This is a genomic window from Methanocella conradii HZ254, assembly GCF_000251105.1.
In the GTDB taxonomy this organism is placed as follows: domain Archaea; phylum Halobacteriota; class Methanocellia; order Methanocellales; family Methanocellaceae; genus Methanocella; species Methanocella conradii.
Genome location: NC_017034.1, coordinates 1,317,694 through 1,335,420, shown reverse-complemented (window position 1 = coordinate 1,335,420; position 17,727 = coordinate 1,317,694). Strand labels below are relative to the sequence as shown.

General features: G+C 55.8%; 19 protein-coding genes. 15 read left to right on the top strand and 4 right to left on the bottom strand.

The window, feature by feature from the left end; all coding sequences use genetic code 11:
* The first annotated feature begins 2 nt into the window (after positions 1-2).
* From MTC_RS06970 to MTC_RS06940, 7 genes are read left to right on the top strand one after another with little or no spacing between them, the layout of a single operon-like run.
* Positions 3-218, top strand: a complete 216-nt coding sequence (locus tag MTC_RS06970) for an A-type ATP synthase subunit K (RefSeq protein WP_014405991.1) — start codon at positions 3-5, stop codon at positions 216-218.
* Between the two features lie 22 nt (positions 219-240).
* Positions 241-801: a V-type ATP synthase subunit E gene (locus MTC_RS06965; RefSeq protein ID WP_014405990.1), complete on the top strand. Its 561-nt coding sequence runs from the start codon at positions 241-243 to the stop codon at positions 799-801.
* A 4-nt stretch (positions 802-805) separates the two neighbouring features.
* Positions 806-1,870 carry a V-type ATP synthase subunit C gene (locus tag MTC_RS06960; RefSeq protein WP_014405989.1) on the top strand — a complete coding sequence of 355 codons (1,065 nt, stop codon included), beginning with the start codon at positions 806-808 and terminating at the stop codon, positions 1,868-1,870.
* Positions 1,870-2,169 (top strand): V-type ATP synthase subunit F, encoded by a 300-nt coding sequence (locus MTC_RS06955; RefSeq protein WP_048189131.1) that lies wholly within the window; start codon positions 1,870-1,872, stop codon positions 2,167-2,169. Before MTC_RS06960 ends, MTC_RS06955 begins: the two co-directional genes overlap by 1 nt.
* A gap of 35 nt (positions 2,170-2,204) precedes the next feature.
* Entirely contained in the window at positions 2,205-3,944 is a 1,740-nt protein-coding gene (locus MTC_RS06950; RefSeq protein WP_014405987.1) for an ATP synthase subunit A, read from the top strand.
* Positions 3,945-5,336 carry an ATP synthase subunit B gene (locus MTC_RS06945; protein ID WP_014405986.1) on the top strand — a complete coding sequence of 464 codons (1,392 nt, stop codon included), beginning with the start codon at positions 3,945-3,947 and terminating at the stop codon, positions 5,334-5,336.
* A gap of 11 nt (positions 5,337-5,347) precedes the next feature.
* Positions 5,348-5,968, top strand: a complete 621-nt coding sequence (locus MTC_RS06940) for a V-type ATP synthase subunit D (protein ID WP_014405985.1) — start codon at positions 5,348-5,350, stop codon at positions 5,966-5,968.
* A gap of 71 nt (positions 5,969-6,039) precedes the next feature.
* On the opposite strand, the gene MTC_RS06935 is transcribed toward MTC_RS06940, so the two are convergent.
* Positions 6,040-6,543, bottom strand: a complete 504-nt coding sequence (locus MTC_RS06935; RefSeq protein WP_014405984.1) for a DUF1284 domain-containing protein — start codon at positions 6,541-6,543, stop codon at positions 6,040-6,042.
* Positions 6,544-6,610: 67 nt separating this feature from the next.
* Between MTC_RS06935 and MTC_RS06930 the strand changes: the two genes are divergently transcribed.
* The 3 genes from MTC_RS06930 (at position 6,611) to MTC_RS06920 (ending at position 9,523) form a co-directional block, all read left to right on the top strand.
* Complete coding sequence (locus MTC_RS06930) at positions 6,611-7,480, top strand: energy-coupling factor ABC transporter ATP-binding protein (RefSeq protein ID WP_014405983.1); 870 nt, start codon at positions 6,611-6,613, stop codon at positions 7,478-7,480.
* 79 nt (positions 7,481-7,559) lie between these two features.
* Positions 7,560-8,888 carry an acetate--CoA ligase family protein gene (locus tag MTC_RS06925; RefSeq protein ID WP_237705872.1) on the top strand — a complete coding sequence of 443 codons (1,329 nt, stop codon included), beginning with the start codon at positions 7,560-7,562 and terminating at the stop codon, positions 8,886-8,888.
* The gene (locus tag MTC_RS06920; protein WP_014405981.1) at positions 8,885-9,523 is read left to right on the top strand and encodes an acetate--CoA ligase family protein; all 639 of its coding nucleotides are present in this window, start codon (positions 8,885-8,887) and stop codon (positions 9,521-9,523) included. Before MTC_RS06925 ends, MTC_RS06920 begins: the two co-directional genes overlap by 4 nt.
* 11 nt (positions 9,524-9,534) lie before the next feature.
* On the opposite strand, the gene MTC_RS06915 is transcribed toward MTC_RS06920, so the two are convergent.
* On the bottom strand, positions 9,535-10,923 hold the full coding sequence (locus tag MTC_RS06915) for a LeuA family protein (RefSeq protein ID WP_014405980.1): 1,389 nt from the start codon (positions 10,921-10,923) through the stop codon (positions 9,535-9,537).
* Positions 10,924-11,131: 208 nt separating this feature from the next.
* On the opposite strand from MTC_RS06915, the gene MTC_RS06910 reads away from it, so the two are divergent.
* Both MTC_RS06910 and nadE read left to right on the top strand, forming a co-directional pair.
* Positions 11,132-11,623, top strand: a complete 492-nt coding sequence (locus MTC_RS06910) for a fasciclin domain-containing protein (protein ID WP_014405979.1) — start codon at positions 11,132-11,134, stop codon at positions 11,621-11,623.
* Positions 11,624-11,745: 122 nt separating this feature from the next.
* The gene (nadE, locus tag MTC_RS06905) at positions 11,746-12,708 is read left to right on the top strand and encodes an NAD(+) synthase (RefSeq protein ID WP_237705871.1); all 963 of its coding nucleotides are present in this window, start codon (positions 11,746-11,748) and stop codon (positions 12,706-12,708) included.
* Between the two features lie 2 nt (positions 12,709-12,710).
* Here nadE and MTC_RS06900 read toward each other — a convergent pair whose 3' ends face one another.
* Positions 12,711-13,541, bottom strand: coding sequence for a TrmB family transcriptional regulator (locus tag MTC_RS06900; protein WP_014405977.1), 831 nt, complete (start codon positions 13,539-13,541; stop codon positions 12,711-12,713).
* Positions 13,542-13,566: 25 nt separating this feature from the next.
* Positions 13,567-14,193, bottom strand: coding sequence for a hypothetical protein (locus MTC_RS06895; RefSeq protein ID WP_014405976.1), 627 nt, complete (start codon positions 14,191-14,193; stop codon positions 13,567-13,569).
* Between the two features lie 104 nt (positions 14,194-14,297).
* On the opposite strand from MTC_RS06895, the gene MTC_RS06890 reads away from it, so the two are divergent.
* The 3 genes from MTC_RS06890 to MTC_RS06880 all read left to right on the top strand — a co-directional run bounded on the left by MTC_RS06890 (position 14,298) and on the right by MTC_RS06880 (position 17,668).
* Entirely contained in the window at positions 14,298-15,530 is a 1,233-nt protein-coding gene (locus MTC_RS06890; protein WP_014405975.1) for a phosphoglycerate kinase, read from the top strand.
* A gap of 216 nt (positions 15,531-15,746) precedes the next feature.
* Positions 15,747-16,547, top strand: coding sequence for a 2-amino-3,7-dideoxy-D-threo-hept-6-ulosonate synthase (locus tag MTC_RS06885; RefSeq protein WP_048189130.1), 801 nt, complete (start codon positions 15,747-15,749; stop codon positions 16,545-16,547).
* Positions 16,544-17,668, top strand: coding sequence for a 3-dehydroquinate synthase II (locus MTC_RS06880; RefSeq protein ID WP_014405973.1), 1,125 nt, complete (start codon positions 16,544-16,546; stop codon positions 17,666-17,668). Before MTC_RS06885 ends, MTC_RS06880 begins: the two co-directional genes overlap by 4 nt.
* The last annotated feature ends 59 nt before the right edge of the window (positions 17,669-17,727 follow it).

Genomic DNA, 17,727 nt, shown 5'->3' with positions numbered 1-17,727 from the left:
CAATGCCAGTTGATGGATTAGTTGCAATAGGCGCAGGTTTAGCGGTTGGACTAGCGGGCATAGCCTCGGGCATGGCGGAGAAGGACATCGGCGCGGCCGCTGTAGGAGCGATAGCAGAGGACCGCACGATATTCGGCCAGGCCTTGATATTCACCGTCATCCCTGAGACCATAGTCATATTCGGGCTTGTCATTGCCATCCTGCTGATGTTCCTGTAAGCGGCTCTGAAAGGTGTACGTCATGGGACTGGACAGAGTCGTAAAGGGCATCTCAGATAAAGCCGAGTCCGAGTGCAGGGAAATAATTGCCAGGGCTCAGGCCGCGGCATCCTCCATCAAGAAGGACGCCGAGGAAGAGGCCAAAAAGGTGTACGAGGCCGAGGCGGCTCGTGCGGATCAGGCCATATCTAAGATGAGGCAAAGGGAGCTATCGAGCGCAAAGCTCGAGGTGAAAAAGTCCAGGCTAAACGCCGAGAAGGACGTGCTCGAAGATGTGCGCTCCGAGGTGGTTAAGAGGCTTTCAGCCCTGCCAAAGGAAAAGAAAGTTGATATATTAAATAAGCTCATAAACTTGGCCAGGAAAGAGGTGCCGACGGGGAAGATATATGCTAATGCGACCGATGCAGAGCTGGTAAAGGGCTCGGGCTACGAGTACGGCGGCAGCATCAAGTGCATCGGGGGCATCGTCGTGACCAGCGTGGATGGCAGCGTAAACCTGGACTACACCTTCGACTCCATACTGGACGAGGTGTGGGCCGCCAACGTGAAAGGCGTGTCCGACATACTCTTTGGCTCAAGGTGATGGCATGCTGCTCAGGCGAAGCGCTGGCTCGGGTAACTACTCTTATGCGACGACCAGGGTCAAGGCACGTAAGGCCTTCCTGTTTCCCCGCGAGACCTACCTGAAGCTGCTGCAAATGGACATCCCGGAGATAAGCCGCTTCATCGGCGAGAGCAAGTATAAGGATGAGATCGACGAGCTGGCCACGAGGTACAGCGGCATCGACCTCATGGAGCACGCCCTGAACTTGAACCTCGCCAGGGATTTCGGCCAGATAATGGGCTTTTGCAAGGGAGAGCTCAAGCTCCTCATAGGCTCTTACCTTAACAGGTGGGACGTGTGGAACATCAAGACCATACTGAGGGGCAAGAGCTTCGGCGCGTCCGAGGATGAGATTCGGGAGACGCTGGTGCCGGCAGGAAGCATCGACCTCCAGAAGCTTAACGACCTCATCCACAAGAGCGCCATCGCAGACGTGGTCGAAGGGCTGGCGGGCACCATGTTTTACAAGCCGCTCATGGAGGCGATGGACGAGTACAATAAGACTCACCTGCTCTCCGCCTTCGAGAATGCATTAGATAAGGCGTACTATGAGAACCTGCTATCCCTGGAGATACCGGGCACGAAGGCAGATGAGCTCTTCATAAATTTTATAAGGCTCGAGATAGACTTCGTGAACCTACGAACTCTATTCAGGCTAAAGCGGGAGAACGTCGAGCACGAGAAGATAATGGCCTTCATGATACCCGGAGGGTCAAAGTTTAATATTGATGGCCTGAGGAAGCTTGCGCAGGCGCCCAGCTACGCCGAGTTTCTGAGCATGCTAAAAGAGTACCCGTATTGGGATGAGATATCAGGAGCCGTGCAGAAGTCCCAGGAGACGGGCTCCCTCAACCCGGTCGAGATAGCGCTAAGGAAGGCGCTCATCGCCCACGGCGAGAGGATATCGCACCTCTACCCCCTGTCGGTCACGCCCATACTGGGCTACATCGTGAGGAAGAATACGGAGGTTAATAACCTTCGTATAATCGCCAGGGGTAAGGAGTCAGGCCTCAGCGATGAGGTCATCAAGAGCCAGCTGGTGATATGATGGAGATAGCGGTGATAGGAAAAAGCGATTTCACCATGGGCTTCAGGCTTGCGGGCGTGAGGAAGGCGTACGACGTGGCGGACGCGAAGGAGCTTGAGGCGAGGGTCAGGGAGTGCCTGAACGATGAGGAGGTCGGCATCGTAGTCCTGCACGCTGATGACGTGAAAAAGCTGCCCGCGGCGCTGCAGAAGACCGTTGACGAGTCGGTGGAGCCGACGTTCATAGCAATTGGCGGCCGTGAAGAGGTCGGCCTCAGGGATAAGATCAAGCGCGCCATAGGCGTGGACCTGTGGAAATGATCTCTATGTCATTGTAATCGAAAAGGGTGTTTATCGTGAGTCAAGTTGGAGAAATATACAGAGTTGCCGGCCCTGTCGTCACCGCTGTAGGGCTGCAGGCCCGAATGTATGACGTGGCCAAGGTCGGCAAGGAGGGTCTCATGGGCGAGGTCATCGAGATCGCCGATGATAAGACCATAATTCAGGTTTATGAGGATACGTCAGGCCTCCGGCCAGGCGAGCCCGTGGAGAACACGGGCATGCCCCTGTCCGTAGAGCTCGGCCCCGGCCTTTTGACGTCAATCTATGACGGCATCCAGAGGCCTCTCCCCATCCTGAAGGAGAAGATGGGCGACTTCATTCAGAGGGGCGTCATGGCGAGTGGCCTTTCTCACGAGAAGAAGTGGAAGTTTACGCCGACTGTGAAGGCGGGCGACAGGGTTTCGGGCGGGAGCATAATCGGCACCGTGCCCGAGACGAAGTCCATCGTCCATAAGGTCATGGTCCCGCCCCTGGTCGGCGAGACTACGATTAAGGACATCAAGGCTGGCGAGTTTACTGTAGATGATGTCATCGGACACCTGGCCGATGGGACCGAGCTGAAGCTAATGCAGAAGTGGCCCGTTCGTAAGGCGAGGCCATTTAAGGAAAAGCTCAGGCCCGACATCCCGCTGGTCACTGGTCAGAGGATTCTGGACTGCCTGTTCCCCATCGCCAAGGGCGGGACTGCGGCCATACCCGGCCCGTTCGGAAGCGGTAAGACGGTCACCCAGCAGCAGCTCGCCAAGTGGTCTGACGCCGAGATAGTGGTCTACATAGGCTGCGGCGAGCGCGGAAATGAGATGACAGAGGTGCTCACCGAGTTTCCGCACCTGACCGACCCGAAGACCGGCAACCCGCTCATGGACAGGACGGTGCTTATCGCGAATACCTCTAACATGCCCGTAGCCGCCAGGGAAGCATCGGTCTACACGGGCATTACGATAGCGGAGTACTACAGAGACATGGGCTACGGCGTCTCATTAATGGCCGACTCCACCTCGAGGTGGGCGGAGGCCATGAGGGAGATATCCAGCCGTCTCGAGGAGATGCCCGGCGAAGAGGGCTATCCAGCCTACCTGGCGGCGCGCCTCTCACAGTTCTACGAGAGGGCTGGAAGGGTCATCACGAACATGGGCCAGGAGGGCAGCGTCTCGGTGATAGGGGCGGTTAGCCCGCCGGGCGGGGACTTCTCCGAGCCGGTCACGCAGAACACCCTTCGTATCGTCAAGGTCTTCTGGGCGCTCGACGCCAAGCTTGCGCAGAGGCGGCACTTCCCTGCCATCAACTGGCTTAACAGCTACTCGCTCTACCAGGATAGCCTGAAGGAGTGGTACGTCAAGAACATAGGCAGCGAGTGGATATCGCTAAAGGCTGAGGCCATGGAGCTTCTGCAGAAGGAATCCGAGCTTCAGGAAATCGTGCAGCTAGTAGGCTCCGATGCATTGCCTGAGGACCAGCAGCTTACGCTGGAGATTGCCAGAATGATACGGGAGTACTTCTTGCAGCAGAACGCTTACCACGAGGTTGATACTTACTGTAGCCTTAAGAAGCAGTTCATGATGATGAAGGAGATCCTGACGTTTGGGAGGCTGGCTAGCAAGGCGCTGGCGGCGGGCGTCCCGATGCCCAAGATCCTGGCGCTGAAGTCAAAGAATGACCTTGCAAAGGCCAAGTTCGAGGCGGACTTCGAGAAGTACCTGGCCGGCGTTGACGAGCAGATGAAGGCGGAGTTCAAGGCGCTGGAGGCGGCATAAATGAAGGAGTACAAGACGATTAGCGAGATAGCGGGACCGCTCGTGTTTGTCAAGAAGACCGAGCCCGTCAGCTATAACGAGCTGGTTTCGATACAACTAGCCGACGGAACCATTAAGAGGGGCCAGGTGCTCGACACCAGCAAGGACATCGTGGTCGTCCAGGTCTTCGAGGGCACGGACGGGATAAGCAGGGATAGCGGCGTGAAGTTCCTGGGCGAGACGATAAAGATGCCAGTCAGCAAGGACATGCTCGGAAGGATACTGTCCGGCTCTGGCGAGCCGCTCGATGGCGGCCCGGCCATAATCCCTGAGAAGAGGCTGGACATAGTTGGCTCTGCAATCAACCCGTACTCGCGGGCGCAGCCAAAGGACTTCATACAGACGGGCATATCGACCATCGACGGCATGAACACCCTGGTGAGGGGCCAGAAGCTGCCCATATTCTCTGGCGCAGGCCTGCCCCATAACGAGATAGCGCTCCAGATAGCCAGGCAGGCGAAGGTGGTCGGCTCGACCGAGCCGTTCGCCGTCGTGTTCTGCGCGATGGGCATAACCTCTGAGGAGGCGCAGACGTTCATGCAGGACTTCGAGAGGACCGGCGCCCTCGAAAGGGCGGTTGTGTTCATGAACCTCGCCGACGACCCGGCAATCGAGCGCATCATCACCCCGCGTCTAGCCCTTACAACGGCTGAGTATCTTGCCTTCGAGCATGACATGCACGTCCTCGTCATCTACACGGACATGACCAACTATTGCGAGGCGCTGAGGCAAATAGGGGCGGCCAGGGAAGAGGTTCCGGGCAGGCGCGGCTATCCAGGCTACATGTACACCGACCTCGCCACGCTCTACGAGAGGGCTGGCATGATCCATGGCAAGAAGGGCTCCATTACCCAGGTGCCCATCCTCACGATGCCCGGTGACGATATCACCCACCCGATACCAGACCTTACTGGATATATCACTGAGGGCCAGATCGTGGTGGCGAGAGACCTGCACCGTAAGGGCATCTACCCGCCAATCAACGTGTCGCCATCGCTATCGAGGCTGATGAACCTCGGCATCGGGGCTGGCAAGACCAGGGAAGACCATAAGGCCGTGTCCGATCAGTGCTACTCCGCGTACGCAGAGGGCAAAGACCTGCGCGGGCTGGTCGCCATCGTCGGCAAGGACGCGCTCTCGGAGAGGGACAGGAAGTTCCTGGAGTTTGCAGACCTGTTCGAGGATAAGTTCGTCAGGCAGGGCCGTGAAGAGGACAGGAGCATCGAGCAGACTCTCGACCTCATGTGGGAGCTCCTGGCAACGCTGCCCATCACCGAGCTCAACAAGATCGATAACAAGTACATCGAAAAGTACCACCCGGCCAAGAGGAAAGCGGTTAAGGTTACAGCCTAAGGTGAGCGCTCATGGCCATTAAGGATAACATAAAGCCAACCCGCTCCGAGCTTCTGGAGCTTAAGAAGAAGATAGTCCTCTCCCGCAGCGGGCATAAGCTCCTTAAGATGAAGCGGGACGGCCTTATCCTTGAGTTCTTCGAGATCATGGAGAAGGCGAAGAACGCCCGCAGCGAGCTCGTGAAGAGCTATGACGACGCCATGACCAAGATGGCCATCGCCAGGGCGGTGGAGGGCTACGTCGCCGTGAGGTCTGCCGCCTTTTCCCTGGTCGAGAAGCCGGAGATCAGCCTCGAGAGCAAGAACGTGATGGGCGTCATAGTGCCCAAGATCGAGTCTTCCGGGGTCCAGAAGCCAATCCTTCAGCGGGGCTATGGCGTCATCAACACGAGCTCGCGGATAGACGAGGCCGCCCGGGCATACGAGCGCCTTGTTGAGCAGATAATCATATCCGCTGAGATCGAGTCGGCCATGAAGAAGCTTCTGGACGACATCGAGAAGACGAAGAGGCGGGTCAACGCCCTCGAGTTTAAGGTTATTCCGGAGCAGCTCGAGGCGGAGCAGTTCATCAAGCTCAGGCTTGAGGAGATGGAGCGGGAGAACACGTTCCGCCTCAAGAAGATAAAAGCGTAGGCATGCGGCTGTTTGATGAGCTGGCGGCGCTCTGGGACACGCCGGAGGGCCGCTCATTAATATTTAGAATTTTATGGTATCTTTCGCTGGGCATGATGGTATTGGGCTACCTCATCATCGTTTACCTGCTGTTCTTTGCCCGCTAGGCTGGCTAACCCCCTGGGACAAAAGCCGAGGTCTAGCCATTCACACCCTCTACATATCTCCTGTATGTCTTCGGGCTTTATCTTCTCCTTTATAAGGCCGTAAAGCTCGGATGCCTTAAAGCGGCTTCCTGGCTTTATGCCCAGCCTTTCCATCACCCGATGGTCAATATCCTTGACCTTCTGGTTATACTTCAAGCCGCTCCTGTAGCATTCGCCCGACTGCATGTTAGGGCAGGCGATGCAGATTACGTCGCAGGAGTCCACCACCTCTATTTCAAGCTCCGGGTGCTGCTCGACCATGCGCTTGACCTTCTGGAAGTTTCTGATGAAGCCAGCGGTGTAGCCGATGCCCTGAAATCCTAATATGCATAATAGGTGATGAGCCCTCAGGGGTATGCCCTTGAATTTCTTTTGCGCTTCTATCAGCATTTCGATTCAAGTTTCTTCTGCAATGCTATAAACGTTTTTAGCCCTTGATGGCAATGTTATATTGGCCATGCTTCATGATAGTGTACAATGCGCTGAGAGAAGTAGCGATGACATAGTCCACGTTGACTGCGTCACCCACGTCTACCCCGATGGTAGCGTGGGCATTCATAACATGTGCTTTCGCGTCCGCGCTAGCGAGGTGGTCGCGGTGTGCGGTGGCAATGCGTCGGGCAAGTCGACCCTTCTTGAGCACCTGAACGGGCTTCTTGTGCCGTCCTCCGGGAAGGTGTACGTCATGGGCGAGGAGGTGAACGGCGGCGGAAAAAAGGATATATGGCGCCACGTCGGCATCGTCTTTCAGAGGCCCGATGACCAGCTTTTCGCCCCCACCGTGCTCGACGACGTCATGTTCGGCCCCCTTAATATGGGCGTGGGCCTGCAGGAGGCAAAGAGGATGGCCATGGAGGCGCTTGAGAGCGTGGGCGTTGAGGGCGTGCTTGACAAGGTTCCCGCATATCTTTCCGGGGGGCAAAAGCGGCTCGTCGCCATCGCTGGCGTGCTGGCCATGAGGCCGAAGGTCATCGCCATGGATGAGCCCACGTCTGACCTTGACCCCTTCCATAGCGGCCTCGTCGAGCGCGTGATAATCGACCTAAAAGAGAAGCGTGGCATAAGCGTGGTGCTGGCCACCCACGACGTTGACCTGGCGGCCAGGCTCGCTGACAGGGTATGTATCCTAAAAAAAGGCTGTATTATCGCCGAGGGCCCGCCCCGTGACATCTTTTATGATAGAGGCCTCATGAATGGCGCGGGCCTGCGCATTCCAAAGGTGGCCGAAATATACCTCGAGCATTGCGCCTTTTTCAATAAAAAGCCTGCGCTGAAGCCATTAAATGTTAAAGAGCTAATGGAGGCAATGAGAGGGAACTCTTTTTAGCTTTGGAATTTGATGTTATCATGGTGAGAGCATTCCCGAAAGCTCGCTTAATAAGCTTTTAAGGCCTGAGAGCATCGCAGTGATAGGCGCCTCTCGCGACCCTTCAAAGTGGGGCTACAAGGTTTTCCATAATATCGTGAGTAATGGATATAGGGGCAGGGTTTATCCCGTTAACCCCTCTGCAGCGGAGATAGACGGCTTTAGGTGTTATCCATGCGTTGGGGATATTCCGGGCGAGGTGGACCTCGGTATCGTTATTGTTCCAGCGTCGACTGTCTTAAAGGTGGTGGAGGAGTGCGGCGCTAAAAAGGTTGGGGCGCTCTGCGTCATAACCGCCGGGTTCAGCGAGGTCGGGCCTGAGGGGGCGGCGCTCGAGCAGGAGCTGAAGGAGAGGGCGGCTCATTATGGCATGCGTATGCTAGGCCCGAACACGATGGGCTTCGTGAATAACAGCATTTCTTTGAACGCGAGCATTGTGCCCAAGATGCCCCCGAAGGGCTGGATATCCTTTATAAGCCAGAGCGGGGCGCTGGGGCTCTCGCTCGTAGACTGGGCGATAGGGTCGAGCCTTGGCATGAACTGCGTTGTAAGCACTGGAAATAAGGCGGACGTCTCCGAGGCGGACCTTTTAGAGTATTTTGAGGGCGACGAGAATACCTGGACCATTGCCATGTACATCGAGGGGCTGAAGGATGGCAGGCGGTTCATGGAGGCCGCTAAAAAGGTCAGGAAGCCGAAGCTCGCCATAAAGGCCGGGGTGAGCCAGGCGGGGGCGAGGGCGGCGGCGTCACATACGGGTAGCCTGGCTGGCTCTGACATGGTCTACGATGCGGCTTTCAGGCAATGCGGGGTCATACGGGTGGAGGGGGTGGAGGAGATGTTCGACGCCGCGATGGCGCTCTCCACCCAGCCGAGGGCTAAGGGCAACAGGGTGGCGATACTCTCCAATGGCGGCGGCGCAGCCATAATGGCGAGCGATGCCTGCGAGCGCCGCGGCATGAAAGTGCCCGAGCTTAAGAAGCACACGAAGGCTGGCATTGCGAGGCTTCTCCCGGCCTTTGCCTCGGTGAAGAACCCCATAGACACGGTGGCCAAGTCCGACTACGACCTCTACAGGGAGGCGCTGAAGATGCTCGTGGAGGATAAGGATATAGATTGCGTGATGGTCATATACGCCCATGCCGGGTTTACGAGCGCGGCGGAGCCTGCGAAGGCGGTCATAGACACCATTAAGGAGAAGTACCCCAAGCCCGTGGTTGCCTGCTGGATGGGCGGCAGGGAGGTGAGCGCCGTGGCAAGCATGTTTCGCAAGAATAAGGTGCCCTATTACCCCGTGCCGGAGAGGGCGGCGGAGGCCCTCTGGTCGCTCATAAAGTATGACGAGTACCGTAAGGAGGCAAGAAGATGATGAGCGAGCTGGAGGCGAAAGCCCTCCTGGCAAAATATGGCATACCCGTTAACGAGGGCTATGGCGCCAGCAGCGCTGAGGAGGCCGCCGAGAAGGCGAGGCACATCGGCTTTCCCGTGGCCGTGAAGGCGCTCTCCAGTAAGATTACCCATAAGAGCGACCTTGGATTGGTGGAGCTTAACATCTGTAACCCTGGTGAGGTGCTGGATGCGGGAGCCCGCATCCTTAAGAAAGCCAGGGGCATCGACCCTGATGCCCGCCTCATAGTGGAGGCCATGGCGGACCCGGGCACCGAGGTCATAGTGGGCGCCAAGAGGGACCCCCAGTTCGGGCCTACCGTGCTCTTCGGCCTTGGCGGAATATTCGTGGAAGTATTCAAAGACGTATCCTTAAGGGTGGCGCCAGTAGACAGGCCAATGGCTCTTGATATGATGGGGGAGATAAAAGGCTATCCCATCCTCAAGGGCGTGAGGGGCAGAAAAGGAGTGGACCTTGACGCCCTGGCCGACGTCATCGTTAACACCTCAAGGCTCATGATGGACGAGGAGGGCATCCTGGAGCTGGACATGAACCCCGTATTGGCCTATGAGAAGGGCGCAATCGCCGTGGATGCCAGGGCGCTGCTTAGGGATTAAAGCCAGATACTTCATTTATCCTGGCCAGTCTCGCCTTTACTTTTAGCTTTTTTCATCAGCGAGGCCGCGTCGAGCGGCGGAGCGTCCAGGGGCAGAAACTCGGGGTTCAGCAACGCGGGGTTCGGGGCTTTCTTCGTCCTCTTATCCTGTGAGTCCTCCTCACAGCCATCCACGTTATAGAGGAAATACTTCCTGACGTAGTCCTTCATCTCCTCGTCGGAGACGGAGGAGCGCCTCTCCTCTGCGTCGTACATCCGCTGGATCTCCTTGTGGATGGCCTTCACCCTCGGGTCCGATTTTTCGACCTGCACCTTTATGCCGAGCAGCTCTGCCAGCGCCTCCTCGGCCTTTAGCCTTACTATTTCTGTGCCCGACGTCTGGCCAATCATCAGGTTCCGCTTACCCCCAACCAGCTCTGGCGGGAAAGGCTCATACGTGAAGGGATTCTTTATTATGCCGGCCGTATGGATGCCCGACTCGTGCGAGAAAATATTCTTACCGACTATGGCCTTATTCCTGGGGACCCTCAAGCCTATCTCGTCCTCCATGTACTGGGCGAACTCGGTAACCTTCCTCAGGTCATACTTGTCGAACCCCTCGACCCTTGTGATTAAAAAGGCCAGGATTTTCTCAAGCTCGGAGTTGCCGGCGCGCTCCCCTATGCCTAAAAACGTGAGGTTCGCCCAGTCTGCGCCATACCACAGGCCGGCAAGGGTGTTCGCCACCCCGAGACCGTAGTCGTCGTGGATGTGCATCTCTATGTGCTTGACGCCCATCTCCTTCAGCTTTTTAACCACGATAGGGATGCCATACGGCTCTGGCTCTTCCGGGAAGGGCACGCCATACCCCAGGGTGTCGCACACCCTAATAATAGTGTGCGGGTCAATCTCGATACACTTCTTGATGAAAGGATAGACGAAAGCATAGTTGGCCCTCGAGGTATCCTCGATGTGGCACCTCGTCTTCAGGCCATGATCCACGGCGTACTGGAGGGCGTTAAGGTACTTTTCCTCCGCCTCCTCGTAGCTCTTCAGGCCCATCTTATCGAAAATGTGGGAATCGGAGATCGACATCAGGATGCCCGTCTCCCTGATGCCGCCCACCTTGAGCACCTCGTCGATGTCCGCGGGGTTCGCCCGGGCCCAGCCGGTGACCTCCGGATACTCGTAGCTGTAGTCAAGCATGGCCCTGCACGCCTCCTTGTCCCTGTCATTATACACGAACGTCTCCAGCTTCTCGACGCCCATGTCATGCAGGTACTCGAAAATCTTCAGCTTGTGCGACTTTTTCATGACGATGCCAGGCATCTGGCACCCGTCCCTTATCGTGGTGTCGCTTATCTTGATGTCCTTCGCGTGCGGCAGCTTGATCTTAGGCATTTCCTCGTATCTTCGCATCATTTGGTAGGTCACCTATGGCAAATTCACCCATACATTTTAATTATTAGTTTATAAGGCTTATGTATGGAAATGGGCTTTCGCCTCCGCCTCCACGTATGGCAAGGACGCCTTTTCATTTCACCATTAGACTCTTCGGCGCGTTTAGCGGCCTTGCCGGTGATTTTCGTGAGAATATATAAGGCCCTCCATTGTTTGTATTTTGAGGGAGATGGTCGGATTGAGAAGAATATTAGTAATAATCCTGGCATCGGCGCTTTTAGCGTGCGTTGCGGCGCCTGCGCTGGCGCAGGCGCAGAAGAGCCTTTTTGACGCTGCCGTGGATGCGGGCTCGTTCTCGAAGCTCGTCGGGGCGGTTAAGGCCACAAACTATGATACAGCGCTTTCCACGGGCGGCCCATATACTATACTCGCCCCCACGGATGAAGCGTTCAACAAGCTGCCCGCTGGTACTATGGAGAGCCTGGCAAAGGATAAGCCTAAGCTGACAGGGGTCGTTAAGAATCACGTCATATCCGGTAAATATACTACCGATCAGCTCGTGAAGATGGGGACGGTCAGCACGCTCGACGGCAAGAGGCTGAAGGTGACCAAGGCTAAAGACGGCTCCATCATGATAGATGGCGCTAAGATCGTGAAGCCGGACATCCAGGCTAAGAATGGGGTCATCCAGGGCATAGACACCGTGCTTGTGCCGAAGTAAAAATTAAAAGGGGCTATGCCCCATATTTTTTACAATATGGTTTTTATGGAATTTCGGCATGAATTTTGATGCGTCCGGTGGATAAAGCCATTAATTTGGCATGCAAGTCGTTTTTGATATATATGATGGGCGAGGAAAAGGGAAAGATAGGCCTTGAAGAATACCTGGCGCTTGACGTGGAAAAGGCAAGGCACGATATCGTCGAGTTCGTACGGAATGAGGTTAAGAATTTCAGGAAAGACGGGGCGCTCATCGGGCTTTCGGGCGGGCTGGACTCCTCGACGGTGGCTTTCCTGTGCGTTGAGGCGCTGGGCAAGGATAAGGTCATGGGGCTGATATTGCCCGAACGCGATTCGAGCCCCAGGAATATTGAGGATGCGGTGGGGCTGGCGAAACAGCTTGGTATACAATATAAGAAGATAGATATTTCTCCAATCCTGGAAAGCCTGGGCGCTTATGGCCTGCTATCCCACGAGGAGGCGTCGGACAGGCCGGCCATGGAGAGGGCGGTGGAGCGCATCCGCAGGCTCACCGGCAAGGAGTCGCCATTCGCGGAGCAGTTCAGCAGCATTTATAGCCCGACGTCAGGCGCTACGGCGGTCCCGCTGCCGGTGGCGAACCGGCTGCACGCCTTCGCCACCGCCAAGACGAGGACGCGCATGATGGTCTTATACTTTAATGCCATCCTGAATAATTACCTGGTCGTCGGCACCACAGACCTGTCCGAGTGGAGCATCGGGTTTTACGATAAGTATGGCGACGGGGCGAGCGACATATCCATCCTAAAGCACCTCTATAAGACTCAGATCCAGAGGCTGGCAAGACATATTGGGGTGCCCGAGCATATCGTTAATAAGCCCTCTTCTGGCGACCTGCTTGGCATGGGCATGCCTAACGTGGTGGCCATCGGAGTACCCTATGAAAAGCTTGATGGCATCCTGTGTGGCATAAGGCACGGCCTCCCTGATCAGGATATCGCCAGGAGGGCTGGCGTGCGGCTGGATACCGTGGAGTCTATAAAGAAGGCGATGAACGCCGCCATGCTTATGGAGAGCATGCCCCTCTCGCTCCCCATGCCAAAATAATTTTAATGCTTTTCCAGCGGGAACGGCACAGTGTTCTGCCACGTATTCTCAAACATGGTCTTCATCATCTTTGCCAGTTCCGCCTGGTTTATCCAGATGCCTGTCTCCTTCCCTGTGGCCTTATAGTCGTCATCGATGAACTCGGCGAACAGCACCTCGCTCTCGTCTATCAAGACTACACGGATATATGGCAGGCGGTCAATATGCCTCATCTCAACGAGGCTTGAAAGCCTAAGGGCGATATCCTCGACCTGCGGCGTCACGGGAGCGATAAACCGCACCCGCATGTCCTTATTCCTGAACTCGGAGGCCTTATCGCTAAAATACTTGTAGAACCTCACGATGCCGTTGGCTGTGGTCATGATGTCGCACTCCCGGCAGCACCTGGAGAACATCTCGTCCACTAGCTTATACACGTTCTGCCGGCCATAATATAATAAGACTATGGACTGATGGTTAGCGGGTATGGCCTCCTTAGGCTTAACCTCCGAAAGGATCTCCTCCCTCGCCTGCTTTAGTATGGAAAGCTGTTTTTCCTGCTCCTCCATGAGCAGGTCCAGTCCCTCGTCCAGCGGCACCGCCCTGTAGCGGTTAACCGCCTCGGGTATCACGGTGACGAGCCCCCGCATCTGCAAAGCCTTCAAGACCGAGTACGTGTGTGGCCTTGGTATGTCTGCATACTTCGAGACCTTGCTGGCCTCAAGCCCCCCCTTCACTATAAGGGTCAAGTAAACCCGGGCCTCGTACTCGGTAAGCCCGAACATGGTCATCCTGGAGAGCGTCTTTTCATCAAACGGCCGGTTCATAGTGATACAGACAATCAAGTTATACATCTTTATATAAAAACCATTTCGACCATTATTTTATCCTGTATACCGTCACGTTATCATCCACGAAGACGGGCTCGAAGTACCGGCTATCGTTAAACTTGGCATAGTTAACCTCTTCCTTGGGCAGCCACCACCCCGTATAGAGTCCCCGATACGGCACGAAGACGTAGTCAGCCTTCTCCAGCTTAGCAAGCTCATAAGCATGAGCGGCATCGTTCGTCTTATATATATCATTGGTGTGCGTCATCATGCTTATGGGGTCGGGGGCGTTCGCCCAGTCACCGCCCTCAGTAGAGACGCGGGTGGTCATCCCCATGATAAGCTCACCTGCAAATATGTCTGCCACAAACTTGTCATCCTTATCCGTATTATTCGATATCCAAAACGTGGCGTTGTACTCGCCCGTGCTCACTACGCGGTCATAATAGAAGTCGCACTGGTACTTGACCTCGGGCAGCGGGAGCCTGAGTTTCTCGCTCTTATCAGGAGGGAGCCGGTCAAGAACGCTCTGCACCTCTCTGTCTATAAAGGCAGGAAGGTGTGCTCTCACGTCGTCAAGGCTGACCTGAAAAGGCCAAAAATACCCTATAAAAAGCATAAACAAAAATAGCGAAACGACCGCCAGCTTCTCGCCCTGTCGCCCAATCGTCCTCATGATAAAGCGGCATATACCCCGCCCTATAAATAAAGCTTATCGGAGCATTTATTATGGGGCAATATAAATTACAATCGTCTGTATGCGCATGGGATGTAGAGCGTATGGAACGCGACTATTGTACGATGGATGATTTTGAGCTGGATGGAAAGACGGTATTGCTAAGGGCGGAGTTTAACTCCCCGATCGGCCCGGATGGCAAGATTCTGGATGATAAGCGTATCAGGGAGAGCGCGCCCACTATCAAGGAGCTTGAGGACTCTAAGGTAGTCATCCTGGCCCACCAGAGCAGGCCGGGGAAGAAGGACTTCACCACGATGGAGGAGCACGCCAGGCTATTGCAGCGGTATATCAAGCAGAACGTGCGCTATGTTGACGATATTTTCGGCTCGCATGCGAAGACGGCTATCGTAGAGGCCGAGGCAGGGGAAGTTGTCATGCTGGAGAACGTTAGGTTCTACTCCGAGGAGGTGCTGGAGTTGGCCCCCCATGAGGCCGCTAAGGCCATCATGGTCAAGAAGCTGGCGCCGTTTGCCCAGGTCTTTTTGAACGACGCCTTCGGCGCTTCCCATCGTTCCCAGTGTTCGCTTGTCGGCTTTACCCCTGTGCTGCCGTCCGGGGCGGGCAGGCTAATGCAGAAGGAGATAGACTCGCTCACCGAGGCGCTAAAGGGCGGCGGCGAAGTTGTGTACGTTTTAGGTGGGGCCAAGGTGGACGACAGCATCAGCGTCATTAGAAACGTGCTAGAAAAGAAGATTGCCACGAGGGTGCTTGTCACCGGCGTCGTCGCAAGTGTGTTCCTGGCGGCTAGGGGGCTGGACATCGGCAAGCCCAACATGGGCTTCCTGGATAAGAGCGGGCTCTCAGGCGAAATTCCTAGAGCAAAGGAGTTGTTACGGCAGTTCGGCGAAATGATTGCCATGCCCTGCGACGTGGCCGTCAACAAGGATGGAAAGCGGGTCGAGGTTAACGTGAAGCAGCTTCCTACCGACTACCTGATATCGGACATAGGCCATGAGACCATAGCGAGTTTCTCAGATATCATACGGCATGCTGATAAGGTTATACTAAATGGGCCGGCGGGCATCTTCGAGAGCCAGGAGTTCGCCACCGGCACAAGGGATATCCTTATGGCGGCCACTAAGGCCAGGTTTTCAGTGGTGGGCGGGGGCCACAGCGCCGCAGCGGTGGAAGAGATGGGCATCGGGGATAAGATTACGCACCTCTCCACAGGGGGCGGCGCCGCCATAGACTTCCTGGGAGGCAAGCCCATGCCAGCCATAGAAGCCCTTAAAGCCGCCAAGAAGAGAATGATGGGGCCAGTGGGCGTAATTTAAAAATAAATGATGGTCGGGTAGATAGTATTTCTTTTTCTGAGGCTAAATGGGGGCTTCGCTACGCCCCCCTCGGCTGACCCTCCCCCCAAGCCTGTTTGCCCCTTCAGGGCAGAACGAACGACACGCTCGACCATTGTTTTCTAGTTTCGTAGAAAAGACCGATACCTTTATCTATTTAACCGTGCTAGTATGACACATACTAGCACGGTGTCAACCATGATGACGATTGGCAAGAGAATAAGAATAGAGAGGATCAAGGACAGAAAAAGCGGGAACAGCCTGATTATCCCCCTGGACCACGGCATATCTATAGGGCCGGTCGAGGGGATAACGGACCTCGCGGATACAGTCGAAAAGGTAGCAGAAGGCGGCGCAAACGCCGTGTTAATGCAAAAGGGCATGGTACCATACGGGCATCGTGGATATGGCAAGGATATTGGCCTCATCGTCCACATGAGCGCCTCAACCTCGCTATCGCCAGACCCGAACAACAAGGTACAGGTATGCACGGTAGAGGAGTGCATGAAAATGGGGGCAGACGCGGTGAGCGTCCACATCAACGTGGGCAGCGATACCGAGAGCGCACAGCTCGGCATACTGGGAAGTGTCGCAGAGCGCTGCGCATTCTGGGGCATACCATTGATAGCCATGATGTATCCCAGAGGGTCGTCTATAAAGAACCAGCATGACCCGCTAGTGGTGGCACACGCGGCTAGAGTTGGCGCCGAGCTCGGCGCCGATATCATCAAGACCAACTATACCGGCGACCCGGACAGTTTTAAGCAGGTGGTAAAGGGGTGCCCCGTGCCAATTATCATCGCTGGCGGCCCAAAGATGGGGTCTGATATCGAGCTGTTAGAGATGATAGAAGGAGCCATGAGCGCAGGAGCGAAGGGGGCTGCAATAGGTAGAAATGTATTTCAACATAAATCCCCAACCCATATAACGAGGGCTATCTCCCGTATCGTCCATGAAAAGTGGACTGCTTCAGAGGCCTTCGAGGAGCTTAAGAGATGAATAAGCTTGTCTGGGTCGACGTACATGAATTTCCATGGAGTAAGGCAAAGGAAGAGGTGACGGCCGCCCTTGAAGCCGGGGCAGATGCCGTGCTGGCGGGGGCCGACCAGGCTGATAAGGCTAGAGAGCTTGGCCGAATAAAGATAGTCTCTACTGATGAGAACGCAGATGTCATGCTGGTGGGCATCGGCTCCGAGGGCGATGGCACCACCCCCCTGCCGAAAAGGCTAGAGGACTCTGCGGACCTCGCAGCGGTGAAGAAGCTTAAGGGCGTGGGCAAGGCCACCGCCGCGTTTGTGCGGCTCGAGGGCAAGGAATACGAGAGGCTTGCCGTGAAGCTCGGCAAGGCCTCCGATTACCTCATCATAGAGGGCAAGGACTGGAAAGTCATCCCTCTGGAGAACCTGATAGCTGAGCTGCAGGGCTCGCCCGTGAAGATCATCGCAAAGGCCGAGAACGTGGGCGAGGCGTCAGTTGCGCTTCAGACGCTGGAAAAAGGCGCTGACGGCATTTTGATAAGCACGGATGACCCGCTTAAGGTGAGGGATATAGCGAAGGCCGTAACTTCAAGGAGGCAGAAGGTGGCCCTGGCTACTGCTACCGTGACGGCGGTGAAGGAGGCGGGCATTGGCGACAGGGTTTGCATTGATACCTGCTCCTTGATGAAGCCCGGCGAGGGCATGCTCGTCGGCAACCAGTCGGGCGGCCTGTTCCTGGTACAATCCGAGGCCGAGGAGAGCCCCTACGTGGCGAGCAGGCCTTTCCGCGTAAACGCGGGCGCCGTGCATGAGTACGTGCTCGTCGACGAGAAGACTCGCTACCTTTCTGAGCTTGCCAGCGGCGATGGCGCCCTCATCGTTGATAAAGATGGGGACGCCAGGAAGGCGACCATTGGCCGTGTGAAGATCGAGCGCAGGCCGCTCCTGTACGTGGAGGCGGAGGCAGGCGGCAAAAAGGTCTCCGCAATCCTTCAGAACGCCGAGACTATAAAGCTCGTAGGGAGCGATGGCAGCTCGATACCCGTGACGAGGCTTAAGCCCGGGGATAAAGTCCTTGTCCGCGTGGAAGACGCCGGCCGGCACTTTGGGATGAAGATAGAAGAGACCATAATCGAAAAGTAAGATAGAGAATGGCTTTAAGCCTCTAAGCCATAGCGCCCTCTTAGACTTAGAGGCTTAAT